The sequence below is a fragment of the Mycobacterium mantenii genome, assembly GCF_001667865.1.
GTDB lineage: Bacteria > Actinomycetota > Actinomycetes > Mycobacteriales > Mycobacteriaceae > Mycobacterium > Mycobacterium mantenii_A.
The window spans coordinates 21,191-35,482 of record NZ_LZJP01000109.1; the positions used below are offsets into that span (position 1 = coordinate 21,191).

The 14,292-nt window shown below is 65.8% G+C and carries 12 protein-coding genes, 1 tRNA gene and 1 pseudogene; 6 read left to right on the top strand and 8 right to left on the bottom strand.

The genetic code is table 11. The features are described from left to right. Nucleotides 1–105: 105 nt before the first annotated feature. Nucleotides 106–990 carry an alpha/beta fold hydrolase gene (locus A5688_RS20595; protein ID WP_067909515.1) on the top strand — a complete coding sequence of 295 codons (885 nt, stop codon included), beginning with the start codon at nt 106–108 and terminating at the stop codon, nt 988–990. Here A5688_RS20595 and A5688_RS20600 read toward each other — a convergent pair. Together A5688_RS20600 and A5688_RS20605 are read right to left on the bottom strand one after the other, a co-directional pair. After that, nucleotides 979–2,163 (bottom strand): ATP-grasp domain-containing protein, encoded by a 1,185-nt coding sequence (locus tag A5688_RS20600; protein ID WP_067909512.1) that lies wholly within the window; start codon nt 2,161–2,163, stop codon nt 979–981. The two genes, A5688_RS20595 and A5688_RS20600, sit on opposite strands and share 12 nt — an antisense overlap. Nucleotides 2,164–2,231: 68 nt before the next feature. After that, the gene (locus tag A5688_RS20605) at nt 2,232–3,383 is read right to left on the bottom strand and encodes an alpha/beta fold hydrolase (RefSeq protein ID WP_165607490.1); all 1,152 of its coding nucleotides are present in this window, start codon (nt 3,381–3,383) and stop codon (nt 2,232–2,234) included. A gap of 98 nt (nt 3,384–3,481) precedes the next feature. Between A5688_RS20605 and A5688_RS20610 the strand changes: the two genes are divergently transcribed. Next, nucleotides 3,482–6,025 carry an excinuclease ABC subunit UvrA gene (locus A5688_RS20610; RefSeq protein WP_067909505.1) on the top strand — a complete coding sequence of 848 codons (2,544 nt, stop codon included), beginning with the start codon at nt 3,482–3,484 and terminating at the stop codon, nt 6,023–6,025. Nucleotides 6,026–6,058: 33 nt separating this feature from the next. Here the strand turns inward: A5688_RS20610 and A5688_RS27030 are convergent, their stop codons facing one another. Next, a complete protein-coding gene (locus tag A5688_RS27030; RefSeq protein WP_131811927.1) occupies nt 6,059–7,000 on the bottom strand; it encodes a TylF/MycF/NovP-related O-methyltransferase in 942 nt (313 codons plus the stop codon). A gap of 82 nt (nt 7,001–7,082) precedes the next feature. On the opposite strand from A5688_RS27030, the gene A5688_RS20620 reads away from it, so the two are divergent. Continuing rightward, nucleotides 7,083–8,486 (top strand): hypothetical protein, encoded by a 1,404-nt coding sequence (locus A5688_RS20620; protein WP_131812126.1) that lies wholly within the window; start codon nt 7,083–7,085, stop codon nt 8,484–8,486. Nucleotides 8,487–8,539: 53 nt separating this feature from the next. Here the strand turns inward: A5688_RS20620 and A5688_RS20625 are convergent. Continuing rightward, nucleotides 8,540–8,613: transfer RNA gene (locus A5688_RS20625), tRNA-Cys, on the bottom strand. A 275-nt stretch (nt 8,614–8,888) separates the two neighbouring features. On the opposite strand from A5688_RS20625, the gene A5688_RS20630 reads away from it, so the two are divergent. Together A5688_RS20630 and A5688_RS20635 are read left to right on the top strand one after the other, a co-directional pair. Continuing rightward, entirely contained in the window at nt 8,889–9,203 is a 315-nt protein-coding gene (locus tag A5688_RS20630; RefSeq protein ID WP_165607491.1) for a YchJ family metal-binding protein, read from the top strand. 171 nt (nt 9,204–9,374) lie between these two features. After that, complete coding sequence (locus A5688_RS20635; protein ID WP_067909493.1) at nt 9,375–10,490, top strand: cytochrome P450; 1,116 nt, start codon at nt 9,375–9,377, stop codon at nt 10,488–10,490. 65 nt (nt 10,491–10,555) lie between these two features. On the opposite strand, the gene A5688_RS20640 is transcribed toward A5688_RS20635, so the two are convergent. Next, complete coding sequence (locus A5688_RS20640; protein WP_067909490.1) at nt 10,556–11,962, bottom strand: aldehyde dehydrogenase family protein; 1,407 nt, start codon at nt 11,960–11,962, stop codon at nt 10,556–10,558. Nucleotides 11,963–12,169: 207 nt separating this feature from the next. Between A5688_RS20640 and A5688_RS20645 the strand changes: the two genes are divergently transcribed. After that, the gene (locus tag A5688_RS20645) at nt 12,170–13,090 is read left to right on the top strand and encodes a TPM domain-containing protein (RefSeq protein ID WP_067909486.1); all 921 of its coding nucleotides are present in this window, start codon (nt 12,170–12,172) and stop codon (nt 13,088–13,090) included. A 14-nt stretch (nt 13,091–13,104) separates the two neighbouring features. Here the strand turns inward: A5688_RS20645 and A5688_RS27035 are convergent, their stop codons facing one another. From A5688_RS27035 to A5688_RS28210, 3 genes and pseudogenes are all read right to left on the bottom strand, one after another. After that, nucleotides 13,105–13,410 carry a hypothetical protein gene (locus A5688_RS27035; protein WP_082955050.1) on the bottom strand — a complete coding sequence of 102 codons (306 nt, stop codon included), beginning with the start codon at nt 13,408–13,410 and terminating at the stop codon, nt 13,105–13,107. 55 nt (nt 13,411–13,465) lie between these two features. After that, complete coding sequence (locus A5688_RS20650) at nt 13,466–13,846, bottom strand: heme-binding protein (RefSeq protein ID WP_082951274.1); 381 nt, start codon at nt 13,844–13,846, stop codon at nt 13,466–13,468. A 369-nt stretch (nt 13,847–14,215) separates the two neighbouring features. Beyond that, nucleotides 14,216–14,292, bottom strand: a pseudogene (locus A5688_RS28210) (hypothetical protein); the annotation flags it as partial.

The window sequence follows — 14,292 nt, forward strand, 5'->3', positions numbered from 1 at the left end:
GCATCAGGTCGCGCCCGGCCGGCATGATGCGACCCCTTGCGCAACAGCGGGCCCGCCGTCGGCAACCGGAGCTACTCGCGCAGCGCGGTTATTACAGTTGAACCAATGACCGATGCAACGGGCGCAACGCCGGACGACGGCTTCGAGTTTGTCACCGCAGAACCGGGCGTCGAGCTCTCGGTGCAACGGTCCGGCGAAGGCCCGACCGTCCTATTGGTCGGCGGCCTCGGCATGCCGAGCATCACGTGGAACATCTGCGGCCTTCCCCAGTCCCTCGTCGAGGCGGGATTTCAGGTCATCGCATACAACGCACGCGGAATGTCGCCATCCTCCGCACCGGACGCGCCGTACTCGGTGGCAGACCTAGCCGCCGACGCCGCCGCCATCCTCGACCATTTCAAAGTCGAGCTGGCCACCGTCGTCGGCTACTCGATGGGCTGTTACACCGCGCAGGCACTACTGCGTAGCCGACCCGAGCTGGTGCGTGCGCTGGTCTTGTTCGCCGGGCTGCAGCCCTCGCCGGTGGGTGAAATGGTGGGGGAGATGGAACTCGGCCTGATCGAACGTTACGGTGAATTGCCGCGCGAGGTATTGGTTTTCGAGCAGTTGCTGACCACCCTTCACCTGCCGATGCTGCAAGATCCGGCGACCGTGCGGGGCTGGCAGCAGGCGCTGTCGGCAGGCTATGAGACCGGTTGGGCACGACCGGAGGGTTTCAAGGGACAGCTGACCGCGTCGCAGCAGTGGATCACGTCCGGGGAACCGACCCCGGAGCATCTCGGCGCGATCGACGTGCCCACGCTCGTCCTGGCATTCGAACACGACCTGTTCTTTCCGCCAGCCCTCTGCGAGGCGACGGCCCGGCTGATCCCAGGCGCCGAGTTCGCACGGATCGGCGGCGCAGGCCACGGCGGCATCTTCACCGCGCCGGGCGACAGCGTCACCCGGATCACCAATTTCTGCCGCGCGCAACGCGATTCACAGCGGTAGGTCGCCACCGTCCCAGTCGTGGTCGTGCATGAACGCGTCCGGGATGTTCACCCGATAACGAGCCGCCTGGGCGAAAATGGTTGCCGCGACGAGCGGCAGCGCCAACGTCGGCCCGAGGTCGCGGCGGGTGAAGACGGCGTCGTCAGTGCGCCGGAAATCGCGCAGGAATCCGCGAAAGGTGTTGTCCTGCAGCGACGATTTGCGCCACCCGTACATCAGCATCCCCGGGCCCAGCATCTTGCGCACCCCGGGCTGGGGCACGATGACCTCGTCGTTCACGCCGAAAAATGCACGGTCGACCCTCGTTTCGGGATCGAACAACAGAATTCCGCTGGTTGCCCGCGGATTGCATTCGACCGTGAACAGCCCTCGGCCCGGCACCTCGATGAAGTCCAGCCCCATCTGTCCGGTGAAATTGAACGCCTTGACGCATTCGCGCGTCCATTCAGCGATGCCCTCGTGCTGGACGGATTCGAACATCAGGCACGACGTGCCGTCGATCGCGTAACGCACCGGGTAAAGCGCGTGTGCTTTCACCTGCCCGTCGTGGCAGACGGAATACGAGCAATAGTTCGCGCCATCGGCCCACTCCTGCGCAATCCACGGATTCTCCGCCTCGAAACTGAGGCCGCGCGGCAACTCACCTGGCCGCACCTTGTGGACGTCCTGCGACCCGCGCGAGTAGACGCGCTTGAGGGCGAAGGGCCGGTCGAAGTCCAACGCTTCGAGCTCCTCCTGAGTGCGGACGAGCGCGAAGTCGAGGGTGGGCATGCCCAGCGTCTTGAGCGCGGCCTGGAACTCGTACTTGTTTTCCAGCCGGGCCTCGAGATCGAAACTGGACAAGAACAACTTGTGGCGGTCCGGGAACAGGTCGGGGTATCGCTTGATTGTGTTGGCCAGGATCTCGGTCCCCTCGTGGACCGTCACGACCATGTCTACGCCCTCCTCGCGGACGATCTGCGCGAGGGCGTGCGTCCACTCGACCGGCTCAAACCTCGGCCGCGGTGTACGGAACGTCTTCCTGACCGCCGATGAGAACCTGGTCACGGGAAACCGCACCGAGTCCGTGATCAGCACGTCGTGTCCCGCGGCGCCCATCAGGCGGGCCAGGTGGAGCGACAGATATGACCGACCGAACGTGATCAGCACGGTCTTTCGACCAAGTCCGGACATCGAACCTCCCGTTGCGAATATCCGCCGCCTGGAATGTCTTCCGTCACCCAGGGGCTATTCACCGTTAGCTATTCGCGGTGCTCCGGCTCGATCCGGGTGTTCTGCCGGATCATCGATCGCGCCTGATGCAGGTGCTTGGCCGCCCACCGGCGATACGTCCGTCGGGCCCAGGACATCCGCTCCTGTGAACGCTCCGTCCGGCGCACCAGTTCGAGGTCGACATGGTCGAGCTCCTCGGCCCCGATCTCCACCCGGTCGCGACCGTGGATGAACTCCAGCACCAGCGCATCGGGGTCCAGCAATTCGCGCTCCCATGCCTCGTGGTCATCGACGTCCGCGATGCCCATCGCGTCGGCGGCGTTGCGAAGTATTTCGCCCAGTTCGCCGTCGAGCAATTGACGAAACGCGTCGGCGCCCTGCCGCGGATTCGCGATCATCCACGAGTGGTAGGCGTCCGGCACTTTGTAAAGCGTGGCGTCGGACTCGTTGGCGATGTCGCGCGCGTGTGGGAACGGCACGATCATGTCTTTTTCGGCGTGCACCACCATCGTGGGCATCCCCTCGTCGCGCATGGTGTGCAGCATCGGCGTGTAGTCACCGGACTCGATGATGGCCTTGATCGTCCGGACGGCCCCGAGGGGATAACGCAGGTTCGGCACCGCCACGGCCGCGAGCACGCGGAAGTATCCGAGTTGCTCCCCGGGTGTGAGCTGGGTCGGGTCGCCCAGTGTGTCGCGGACCGCGGTGTAGGCCGCGCCCAGCGCCTTGGTCGGGGACTTCACCAGTTCTGGGATGGTCGTGTCGAACCGACCGCCGGCCGCCGGGTCGAACAGCACGGCGGCGAGAACCCGCTCGGGCGCGCGTGCGGCCAGCTGGATCGTCATGCGGCCGCCCATCGAATGGCCGACGAACAACGCTTGCCCGATGCCGAGGGCGTCCAGCGTGCGCAGCACCGAATCGGCGCGATCGGTGAAGCCGCACGCGTCGCTCGGTAGTCGCCCGGTGTCGCCGTGACCGGCGGCATCGACGGCGACGACCAGAAACCCCATCCCGGCGATCCGGCTGAGCATCCGTAGATATGCCCTACGACTCAGCAAGAGCCCGTGCATGAATAACAACGGCACCCCGCGGCCGCCGACTGAAAGTCCAACCCGTCGCCCGTCATCGAGTTCCACGACGTGATGACTCAGGCGGACGCGGCTTGGTGATGTCTCCGTCATGGCCACGGCGGAATTCCCGGCCGGCCGGGCGTTGAAACGGTGTCGAGCAGCAAGCATCGCGCTTGTGCGGGTGCAACAGGGGTACTCAGCTGAGCAAGATGACGCAAATGTCCTATGGAAGCACGGACGAAATCGACCCTTGTGTGCGTGTTTACGGGGCGCGGGTGCACAATCTGCAAGGCGTCGACGTCGTAGCGCCGCGTGACGCGCTGGTGGCGTTCACCGGAATCTCGGGATCCGGCAAATCATCGTTGGCCTTCGGGACCATCTATGCCGAGGCCCAGCGCCGCTACTTCGAATCGGTCGCTCCGTATGCGCGCCGCCTGCTATTGCCAACCGGCGCGCCAAAGGTCGATGACATCACCGGGCTACCACCTGCCGTCGCACTGCAACAGCGCCGGGGTTCGGCGACGTCGCGGTCGACGGTCGGCACTGTCACCACTTTGTCGAACCTGCTGAGGATGCTGTTCTCCCGCGCCGGGACCTACCCGCCGGGGGCCACGGAACGGCTGGACTCCGATGCGTTCTCGCCCAACACCGCGGTGGGGGCGTGCTCGGAATGCCACGGGCTGGGACGAATCCATCGGGTGACTGAAGAGACATTGGTGCCAGACCCCTCGCTGACCATCCGCGAAGGCGCCGTCGCCGCATGGCCGGGCGCGTGGCAGGGGCAAAACCTCCGCGACATCCTGGTCACGCTGGGCTACGACATCGACAAGCCATGGCGGAAACTTTCCAAGCGGCAACGCAATTGGATTCTGTTCACCGATGAACAGCCAACAGTCGAAATCGATCCGAGCCAGCACCCCGTGCAGGCCGATTATTACTACAACGGCACGTTCTCCAGCGCCGAACGCCACGTGCGCCACACCTTGGCCAATTCCCACAGCGCGATGATGCGTCGCCGCGTACTGCAATTCGTCGACAGCGTCGAGTGTCCGGTATGCGACGGTTCCGGGTTGCGGCCGGAGGCGCTGCAGGTGACATTCGCCGGGCGCACCATCGCCGACTACACGGCGATGCCGTTGGCCGACCTTGCTGAAGCGTTGCGCCCGACGGCTTCTCGGACCGATGCCGCCGCCGCGTACGAGTCAACGCAATCGGGCGAGCTGACGGAAGTGGCGACCATGATCGCCGCCGACCTCGTCGCACGTTTGCAGGTACTCATCGATCTCGGCCTCGGCTATCTCACGCTGAGTCGCCGCACTCCGACGGTGTCACCCGGCGAACTGCAGCGGTTGCGGCTGGCCACTCAACTGCGCGCCGGCTTGTTCGGCGTGCTCTATGTGCTTGACGAGCCGTCGGCCGGGCTGCACCCTGCCGACGCCGAACCGCTGCTCGAGGTGCTCGATCGCCTGCGGCGCGCAGGCAATTCGTTATTCGTGGTCGAGCACGACATGGACGTTGTGCGCCGTGCCGACTGGGTCGTCGACGTTGGACCCGGGGCCGGGGAGCTTGGCGGGGGCGTGCTCTACAGCGGGCCGGTGCCGGGCCTCGCCGACATCGAAGGGTCGGTCACTCGCAGGTACCTTTTCGACGGGGCCGGGCCGCCGCCTCGTCAATCGCGCACGCAGTCCGGGTGGCTGCGGCTGCGTGGAATCTGCTTCCACAATTTGAGAGACCTCGATGTGGATCTGCCGCTTGGTGTGTACACCGCGGTCACCGGAGTGTCGGGTTCAGGCAAGTCGACGCTCGTCGTCAAGGTCCTCGGCGACGTGGTGAACAGCCATCTCGGCACCGGACGAGCAGCCGAGCCGGCCGAATCCGACGACGACGAAGCCGACAGTGGGATCGTCGATCTCGATCGCGACGCGAGTGTCGGTGTGACCGCAGCGGGGGGCGAGGAGATCAACCGGCTGGTGTCGGTCGACCAGCGCCCGATCGGACGCACGCCGCGATCGACGCTGGCGACCTACACCGGCTTGTTCGACGCCGTGCGCCGTGAATTCGCCGCGACCCCGAAGGCGCGTCGCCGCGGTTGGACAGCGGGCAGGTTCTCGTTCAACGTGGCCGAAGGCCGTTGTTCCACCTGTCAGGGTGAGGGGTTCGTCTCGGTCGAATTGTTGTTCCTGCCAGGCACATACGCCACCTGCCCGGCGTGTAACGGAGCGCGTTATTCCGACGAGACACTCGAGGTGCGCTATCGCGACCGGACGATCGCCGACGTGCTCGCGATGACCGTCGATGAGGCCTCGGAGTTTTTTGCCGACGTCGCCAGCGCAGCGCGCAGCCTCACCACGCTCCGAGAGGTCGGACTGGGGTATCTCCGTCTCGGGCAGCCCGCGACCGAGTTGTCGGGCGGCGAGGCGCAGCGGATCAAGCTCGCCGCCGAACTGCAGAGACCCCGGCGAGGGCATACGGTCTACGTCCTCGACGAGCCGACCACCGGGCTTCACCCCGCCGATGTGGATTTGCTCGACCGTCAATTGCACCGCCTGGTCGACGCGGGCAACACCGTAGTGGTGGCCGAACACGACATGCGGATGGTCGCGGGCGCGGATTGGGTGATCGACCTGGGACCGGGAGCCGGCAGCGACGGCGGACGGGTCGTTGCGGCGGGCCCGCCGAAGAAGGTGGCACGTGCGAAACACAGTCGCACGGCACCGTATCTGGCGAAGCGGTTGGCGTTGTCTGACGATTAACCACTCGCGCTTAAGCGCCGTTGACAATCGAGTTCAAGCAATCTGGACAACCGCTTGTTCAAAATACTGGTTATAGGCAAGGTAGACAGGCTTTTTCCCGGTTGAGTCTAGAAACTCCTGGAACGCCCTGAACTCATGTTCCTCGGCTCCCGGGTAATTGTAAAATTCATCGAATACGATGATCGTGCCCGACACGATGTTATCGTCCAACTGCCCGAAAATCTCCTTCGTTGATGCATAAATGTCACAATCGACATGTAAGAATGCGATCGGCGTCGATTTCAGAACTTGTTTCTTGAACTGTGGAAGGGTCTCATGAAACATGCCCTTCACCAGGGTCACATTGTGGAGCACCGGTGGCGTCCAACCCTCGGCGTTAACCCGAAAAGTACCTTGAGGGACGGTGATATCAGTGCGGCCCCATTGTTCAGGAAGTCCGTCAAAGGAATCGAATCCCCAGATATGTTGCTCTGGATTGAGTGCGGCAACAAAATTGATGGTTCTTCCGGTGCATACGCCCATTTCTAGAAATGCTCCGCGCAACGTAACATGGTCGGAGCCGAATTTGAGCAATGCCGCATCCGTATTCAGAGCTTTTGCATTGTCAAAGTACTTGCTCACCATCTCCCGCGCAGCCGGTGAATCTCGATAATCCTTGTCCATCGGGTAGAAATTAAGAATCTGATGGCCTTTATGCCATTCGTCGCTTGCGATGGGCATCTTTACCAATTGAGCCCAGTCGAATCCGCTGCTGTGCGTCATGCGCTCAACCTCCTCGCCGGATGACGCAGCATGATTAATCGGCAGCGTAGAGGTTTGGCGCGCGATGCACGCCGGAAGTGTGAAGATTTCGGGCGTCGCCCGGCGCTCCATGCCTCGCCCGAGGTCGCCATCGCGGCCCAGCTGATCGCACCCGCCGCCCGGGGCGCTCTGAGCATCCCGTCGGCCCCGCAGCGACGCTGCTGCGACACACAAACATAGAGATTCCGCAGCGACCCCTCGCACAGTATTCTTATTTGATTCTCAGGTGCCCGTATCTCCGTGAAGGAGAGGGATCGTGGTCTCTCAGAGGGTCGTCGTTGGTCGGCCGGATCGGCTGTCGCTGGCCGCGCGGGCTTCCGCCGTGCCCGCAACGATCCTCGATCTAGGCGGTCGATATCCGGGGGCCGCGGTGATGTTCGCGGCGCCGCTGACGGTCGCCGGCATCTGGGGGATGGTCACGCGCCCATCCTTGGCCCTGCCACTGGTCCTGCTGGCCGGCGCGGCTCTGGTGTTGATTGACTTCCTAGCCGGCCCGTATCGACAGGCTGAGCAAAGGGCGCGGGTCGCGGCCGGCGCCCCGAGCCCGAACCGTCAGCCGCGCCTCAACCAGCCGCGCCTCAACCAACCCAGGACGCCGCCCACGCCGAAGCCGCCGCAGCTGAAGTTGGAAGCGTATGCGGGCACGGAGACAGCGGAGGCAGAAGCCGCCGCGGCCCAGGCACTGGCCGCCGAAGCCGAAGCGCTGGCCGCCGAGGCGCGGGCGCGGGCCAACGCCGCCGCGGCCGAAGCCCTGGCCGCGGAAGCGGAAGCGCTGGCCGCCGAAGCCGAAGCGCTCGCCGCCGAGGCCCGCGCGCAGGAAGAAGCCGCCGCCGCCGAAGTGCTGGCCGCCGAACCCGAAGCCGTGGCCGCCGAGGCCCGCGCGCAGGCAGAGGCCGCCGCCGCCGAAGCGCTGGCCGCCGAGGCTCGGGCGCGGGAGAAGGCGCGCGCCGACGCCGCCGCCGCCGAAGCGCAGGCCGCCGAGGCGCGAAAGCGGGCCAAAGCCGCCGAAGCCCAAGCCCTGGCCGCCGAAGCCCAAAAGCAGGCCAAAGCCGCCGAAGCGCACGCCCTGGCCGCCGAGGCGCGAAGGCGGGCCAAGGCCGCCGAACCCGAAGCGCTGGCCGCCGAAGCGCGGGCGCGGGCAGAGGCCGCCGAGATCCAAGCGCTGGCCGCCGAGGCGCAGGTGTTGGAGCGGGCGCGCGCGGAAGCCGCCGAAGCCGAAGCCCAGGCCATCGAGGCGCGGAAGCGGGCAGAGGCCGCCGAAGCCCAAGCGCTGGCCGCCGCAGCACGGAAGCGTGCGGAAGCCGCCGAAACCGAGGCCCTGGCCGCCGAAGCTCGGAAGCGGGCCAAAGCCGCCGAAGCCGAGGCGCTGGTAGCCGAGGCGCGGGCGCGTGCGGAAGCCGCCGAGACCCAAGCCATGGCCGCCGAGGCGCGGGCACGAGAGCGGGCGCACGCAGAAGCCGCCGAGGCCGAAGCCCTGGCGGCCGAGGGGCGGGCACGGGCGGAAGCCGCCGAAACTCGGGCTCGGGCCGCCGAGGTCTGGGCGGGAGCGGAAGCCGCCGAAGCGCAGGCTCAGGCCGCCGAGGCGCGGGCGAAGGCAATCCGGCTGCGGCTCGAGGCTGAAGCCAAATTCAAACGGCCCCCGCAAGGGAAGCAAACGTAGGCGTTCCGTCCGCCAACGCGCGATCGGCGGCCGTCTTAGAGGCACGACTTTTTTGGAGCGAGTGACGGGATTTGAACCCGTGTGTACGGCTTTGCAGGCCGCTGCCTAACCACTCAGCCACACCCGCACGAATCGTTACCCTGCCAGCGCACGGCGTTGCGGCCCAGCGTTTCCCTCGGCGTGAACTTTTGGGTGAGCGGCAAGACGCCTAAGGCGCCGCGAGCGTAAGCGCACTGCGAAAAACTGGGCCAATTTCCGCAGTGCGCTTACGCTCGCGGTGCTCGCCGCACCGCCGCGGCGGTCTGACAGGCTTTGACTGTGGACGAACTCCTCGGGCCGTCTTGTCCCTGCGGCAGCGACAAAAGCTATCGCGCGTGCTGCGGGCCGTTTCATGATGGCGACTTGCAGGCCGCGTCGGCCGAGGAATTGATGCGGTCGAGATATTCGGCCTTCGCCTACGGAGACGCCGACTATCTGTTCCGCACCTGGCATCCGCGCACGCGGCCGGCCGAGGTGGCCGCCGACCCCGCCATCACCTGGATCGCACTCAACGTCATCGACACCGTCGCGGGTGGCCCAGACGACCAGTGGGGCGAGGTGGAATTCACCGCCCAGTTCGAGTCCGAGGGGCGAGCCGGCCGCCTGCATGAGCGCAGCCGCTTCGAGCGTCGCGCCGGCCGATGGTTCTACCTCGACGCCGTCACCGAAAATCCCTAGCCGCGTGTGGCTTTGAGCACCACGAAGGCAAATTCTCTGCGCGAATTGATCGGCGGTCGTTGCGGCGCGGCGGGCCGATCCTGCGGATAAACTGGCGGTGTCGGAGTTCCAGGTGGTGCCGTTGATGCGTTGTCCGCAGCGACCGCCGATCGTGAAAGTCGTTGGTGCGCAATGATCGAGTCTGGTGGCGACGCCGATGTGGCCGCGCTGGAGGTCATGCGGTCCGACGAGGATGCGGCCGCGGGTTTTCGGGAGTGGCTGGCTGCCGCACAGCGGGCCGGACAAAGAGTGCTGAGGGAGCCGGACGGCACATACGTGCTATGGCGGCGCGACGACGTCCTCGCCGCCATCCGTGATGGCGAGACTTTCGCCAGCCGCCAGGGCGAACTGATGCCCGGCAATCCGCCCTTCGGCCCATACCGGAAAATCATGGTCGAGCTGTTGTTCACGCCGGGGAATTCGCGGGACATGCTGAAGCCCGTCCGCGGGATCATCGAAAAATTCGTCGGCGCCGTAGCGGCGAAACGGGACAGCTGCGATGGCGCGGGTGTCGCCGATGTTGTCTGGCGCGCGGCATTCGTCACGATCTGCGGGCTGCCGACGGACCTCGCTCCCGACGCCGTCAACGTCGAACTGGTGGGGGCGATCCGCCGAGCGCCACAGGGCGGCCCCGATGTGATCAGCCTTCTCGCCACCGAACCGCTCACCGACGAAGAAGTACTGGGAGTGATGGGATCGGTGGGCCGCGGAGTGATTTTCGCGTCACTGGCCATCAAGGCCGGATTGGCGGTGCTGGCGCGGCAGCCGATGCTTCAGCGGGAGCTACGCGAACACCCAGACCGGCAACGCAGGTTCATCGAGGAGCTGCTGCGGTTGGATGGCGGGGCGAAGACCGTCTCACGAATCACCAGTCGCAGCATCACAATCGGCGACACGACGATCCCAGCCGGGTCCCCCGTCGAGTTGTGTGTCGGACTGGTTCACCGTGACGAGACCGACGACATGGCAGGTCACCACATCAAACTAGAAGGCCCACAACGGCATTGGAGTTTCGGGGGAGGCCCGCACCGTTGTCCCGCGTCGCATCTGGCCCGGGATCTGCTGAGCGCGTTCTTTGAGGTGTGGCTCGCCGAGATCCCGTTTTTCTGGTTCGACTGGAACGGTGGCGATGTCCCCAAAGCGTGGCATCCCAAAGCCTACAGCGCTTGGCCGGCAGTGATTTTCGACGGTTGGTTCCCGGTTCACGTGCCGCTCAGGTGGCGACCCGAGCGGACGCCGCGAGCGTAAGCGCACTGCGAAAAACCAAGTCAATTTCCGCGGTGTGCTTACGCTCGCGACGCGTTTAAGGCCCGTCACAGGCCGATGTAGACCGCCTTGGTGTTGAAGTAGGCCTCGATGCCCTTGCGGCCCCGCTCGCCGCCCCAGCCCGACTGCTTGTGACCGCTGATCGGCATCGACGGGTCCGCCGCCAGTGAGGAGTTCACCCAAATCTGGCCCGCGCGAAGCTCATTCACCACACGGTGGGCGCGAGACAGGTTCTCGGTCCAGATGGAGCCGGCCAGCCCGTAGTGCGTGTCGTTCGCCGCGGCGATCACCTCGTCCTCGTCGTCGAACGGGATCACACAGCCCACCGGCCCGAAGATCTCCTCGCGGATGAGCCGCATGTCCGGCGTGGTGTTGGTGACGATCGTGGCCTCGTAGAAGTAGCCTTTGCGGTCCATCGGCTTGCCGCCGGTGATCACTTCCGCGCCACGTGAAACACCCTCCTGCACGATGCCTTCCACGCGCTTGCGCTGCTTGTCGCTGATCAGCGGTCCCAGCACCGAATCCGGATCATCGCTGCCACCCATCGGCAGCATCTGGGCGAACCCGGCGAGGCCTTCGACCACCTGGTCGTAGATCCCGCGCTGGACATACATGCGCGAGGTGCACGAGCAGTTCTGCCCCGAGCCGGCCAGCAGCCCCATGCCGGCCCCCATGATCGCCTTGTCGAGGTTGGCGTCGTCGAACATGATCAGCGGCGACTTGCCGCCGAGCTCGAGTGTCAGCCGCTTGAGGTTGCCCGCGGCCGCCTTCACGATCAGGCGCCCGACCTCCGTCGACCCGGTGAACGAGATCTTGTCGACGTCGGGATGCGCGGTGAGCGCCGCGCCCGTCGTCTCGCCGTAGCCGGTGATGACGTTCAGGACGCCGTCGGGCAGACCCGCCTCACGGAAGATCTCCTCGAGTTTCAGCGCGGTGAGCGGTGTTTCCTCGGCGGGCTTGAGAACCGCGCTGCACCCCGCGGCGAGCGCGGGCGCGACCTTGAGCATGGCGACGAAAAACGGTCCGTTCCAAGGGATGATTAGACCGACGACGCCGACCGGTTCGAGCTGGGTGAAGGTGTGGTAGGTCTCCCAGGTGCCGAGCAGGCCGTCGGAGACGAGGTTGGCCGACTCGCCGTGGATCTTGCCGACCCAGCCGGCGTAGTACTTCAGCATGTCGACCGACACCGGAATGATGTGGCCCGCGGCCGTCAAGTTCATGCCGTTGTCCTGCGCTTCGAGCGCGGCCAGCTCGTCCTTGCGTTCCTCGATGATGCGCGCGGCGCGGAAGAGCACGTTCGCGCGGTGCGACGCGGGCGCCTTGCGCCACACGCCCGACTCGAAGGTCTCGCGCGCCCGGGCCACCGCCGCGTCGACGGCCGCCTGGTCGGAGTCGGGGACCTCCGCGATCTGCTCCTCGGTGGACGGGTTGAAGACCGCAATGGTGTTACTCAATGTTCCTCTTGGCCCTTCGCTCGCGGGAAATGCTGTCGTCGCGCGACAGAGGTTACGCGCTTAACCACAGGGTGTCCAGTACGTGGAGGAGCCGCGCCGGAGGTCAGGCGCAGATGGATTCCGCTGGTCACCAAGGTGCCGGGACAAATTGGTCGGGGGTTTGAGCCTTAACCGCCGTGGGGCGGTCTGGCGGCTAGATTGATGCGTATGCGAGTGGTTCGCCTATTCGGTGCAGTCCTGTCGATCCTCGTCGCGGGGCTGCTGTGGGCGGCCCCCGCGGGCGCGCAGCCGCCGTCCAAGCTCACCGATCACATCACCGACAGCACCGGGGCGTTGACGGATTCCGGCCGGGCCGCCGTCAGCGCGGCCATCGACCGGCTCTACCGCGATCGGCACATCCAGCTATGGGTGGTCTACGTCGACAACTTCTCCCGATTCAAACCCGACAACTGGGCCGACCGAACCCGCAGTGCCAGCGGGATGAGCGACCACGACGCGCTGCTGGCCGTGGCCACCAACACCACGCTGTACGCGTTAAGCGTCCCACCGCAGGTGCAGGGTCTGACGCCCGCCAAGCTGAACAGCCTGCGCACCAACCAGATTGAACCAGTCCTGAGCGCCAAAGACTGGAGCGGTGCCGCGGTCGCAGCGGCCGACGGGTTGGACAAATCGACAAGCGCGTCACAACCGGCAAGCTCGTCGAAACCGGCCTGGTTGCCGATCGCGATCGGCGCCGTCGTCGTCGTGGTCGTACTTGCGCTGCTCCTCTTGCTTTTTCGTGCACGCCGACGCCGGCGCGCCGCCGCAAGTGGTGGACCGATAGCCATTGACGGGCACGATCATTCGGTGCAGCAGGCGTTGTCGACCGCGGACGCGAGGCTACGACAAGTCTCCGACTACGCCGCCAGGTATCGCTCCAACCTGGGGTCCGAGGCCCAAGCCCGGCTCGACGAGGCGAAACGGCACTTGGCAGCGGCGCGCGGCGCGCAAACGACCAGCGACACCGACGCAATTGCCTATGCCAACATGGCATCAAGGCTGGCCGCTGAGGCGCAGACGCTGGCCAACGCCGACGTCCTTGCAGCGCACCGCACGCCACGACGCCGAGGCAACACGTCGAGCCGATGATCGGTGGGGGCTGGTCAGAAGCACCCGCTCACATGAATCCGCCGGCCGCCTCCGACGCAGACATTCACCGGTAGCGGCGGTGGCGGCGGCGGCGGAAAGTCTTGTGGCAGCGGCGCATAAGCGTCGGGCGGCGGGACGTTGGCGTTGATCGTATCGGCAACGTTGGTGCATCCGCTCACCGAAACACGCCTGCCGACGCTCGCGCAGACGTCCGCGTTCGCCACCCCGGCGGGCTGCACGACGGCATACGTCTCAGGAACCGCGGCAAGGGTCAGTGCCGCTGCAGCCCCTGCAGTCCATGACCATACCCGTACCTTCATCGGGACCTCCTTGTGTTGACCAGTGGCGAATTGCCGGGCGCGGGGCGGCGATCGCTCAAGGGGTCGCGCCGGCCTGCCCGATCAGCGGTGTCCACTGACAACGCTCCCTGATGTCGACCATCGGCTGACGGATGTTCTCCAGATCGGCTTGCTCCTGCGGGTTGGCATCGAAGTACTGCTGCACGGCGTCGCGGATCTGATCTTTGGGCCGATCTTGAAGGCTGGTGTAGAAACCGTTCAGGTCCGGATGAGTGAACAGGTAGGCCGAAAGTGACGTCGCGACACCGGCCGCGACGCCGGCCACGTCCCCTGCCGTGCAGTTGGGGGGTCGAGACGCCGGATCGGCCGCGGCGGTCCCCGCGGCAGCGCACAAGAGCGCGCCGGCACCGATTGCCCCGGCTAGTAGCCGGCGGGGGGTCAGATCTGCGAGGAACATATTGGCTCCTTTATCCGGAAACTCAGCTGGCCGGGGCCGACATTGGGTCGTCGCCCGACTCACCCTCCGTCGAGCGGCAGTTGACATGGTCTTAACTCTGGGCCGGGCCGGCGGTTCGTCACGCGGGCCGAAAGTCACTACTGCAACGGCCAACTGTCACCACATGATTGCGATGTTGCCCGCCGAGTGAGGCTGGTGCGGCCTTAGCTCCGCGGCGCGGGCGCATGACGTGGAATCAGGCCGCGAGATGACGAATGCTATTGCGCTACAGGGTGATAGGGGCTGGAGCGCGAAATGCTGATGCGGGGTTAGAGATGGGGTATGCCAGGCAGAGGAATATGCGGGATGGGCACTGCCGGCGGTCCGGCGGGTACCGGCGTCGTAGAGCGTGGATTTCGCGCGGGGGAACGCAGGGCCGTGATCGGTGAAGAACACCACCCAGGTGG

Excerpts from the sequence above, each read along its gene's own strand:
- A5688_RS20595 (WP_067909515.1), top strand. The coding sequence starts at position 106 with ATGACCGATGCAACGGGCGCAACGCCGGACGACGGCTTCGAGTTTGTC.
- A5688_RS20600 (WP_067909512.1), bottom strand. The coding sequence starts at position 2,163 with ATGTCCGGACTTGGTCGAAAGACCGTGCTGATCACGTTCGGTCGGTCA.
- A5688_RS20605 (WP_165607490.1), bottom strand. The coding sequence starts at position 3,383 with ATGACGGAGACATCACCAAGCCGCGTCCGCCTGAGTCATCACGTCGTG.
- A5688_RS20610 (WP_067909505.1), top strand. The coding sequence starts at position 3,482 with ATGACGCAAATGTCCTATGGAAGCACGGACGAAATCGACCCTTGTGTG.
- A5688_RS20635 (WP_067909493.1), top strand. The coding sequence starts at position 9,375 with ATGATCGAGTCTGGTGGCGACGCCGATGTGGCCGCGCTGGAGGTCATG.
- A5688_RS20645 (WP_067909486.1), top strand. The coding sequence starts at position 12,170 with ATGCGAGTGGTTCGCCTATTCGGTGCAGTCCTGTCGATCCTCGTCGCG.
- A5688_RS27035 (WP_082955050.1), bottom strand. The coding sequence starts at position 13,410 with ATGAAGGTACGGGTATGGTCATGGACTGCAGGGGCTGCAGCGGCACTG.
- A5688_RS20650 (WP_082951274.1), bottom strand. The coding sequence starts at position 13,846 with ATGTTCCTCGCAGATCTGACCCCCCGCCGGCTACTAGCCGGGGCAATC.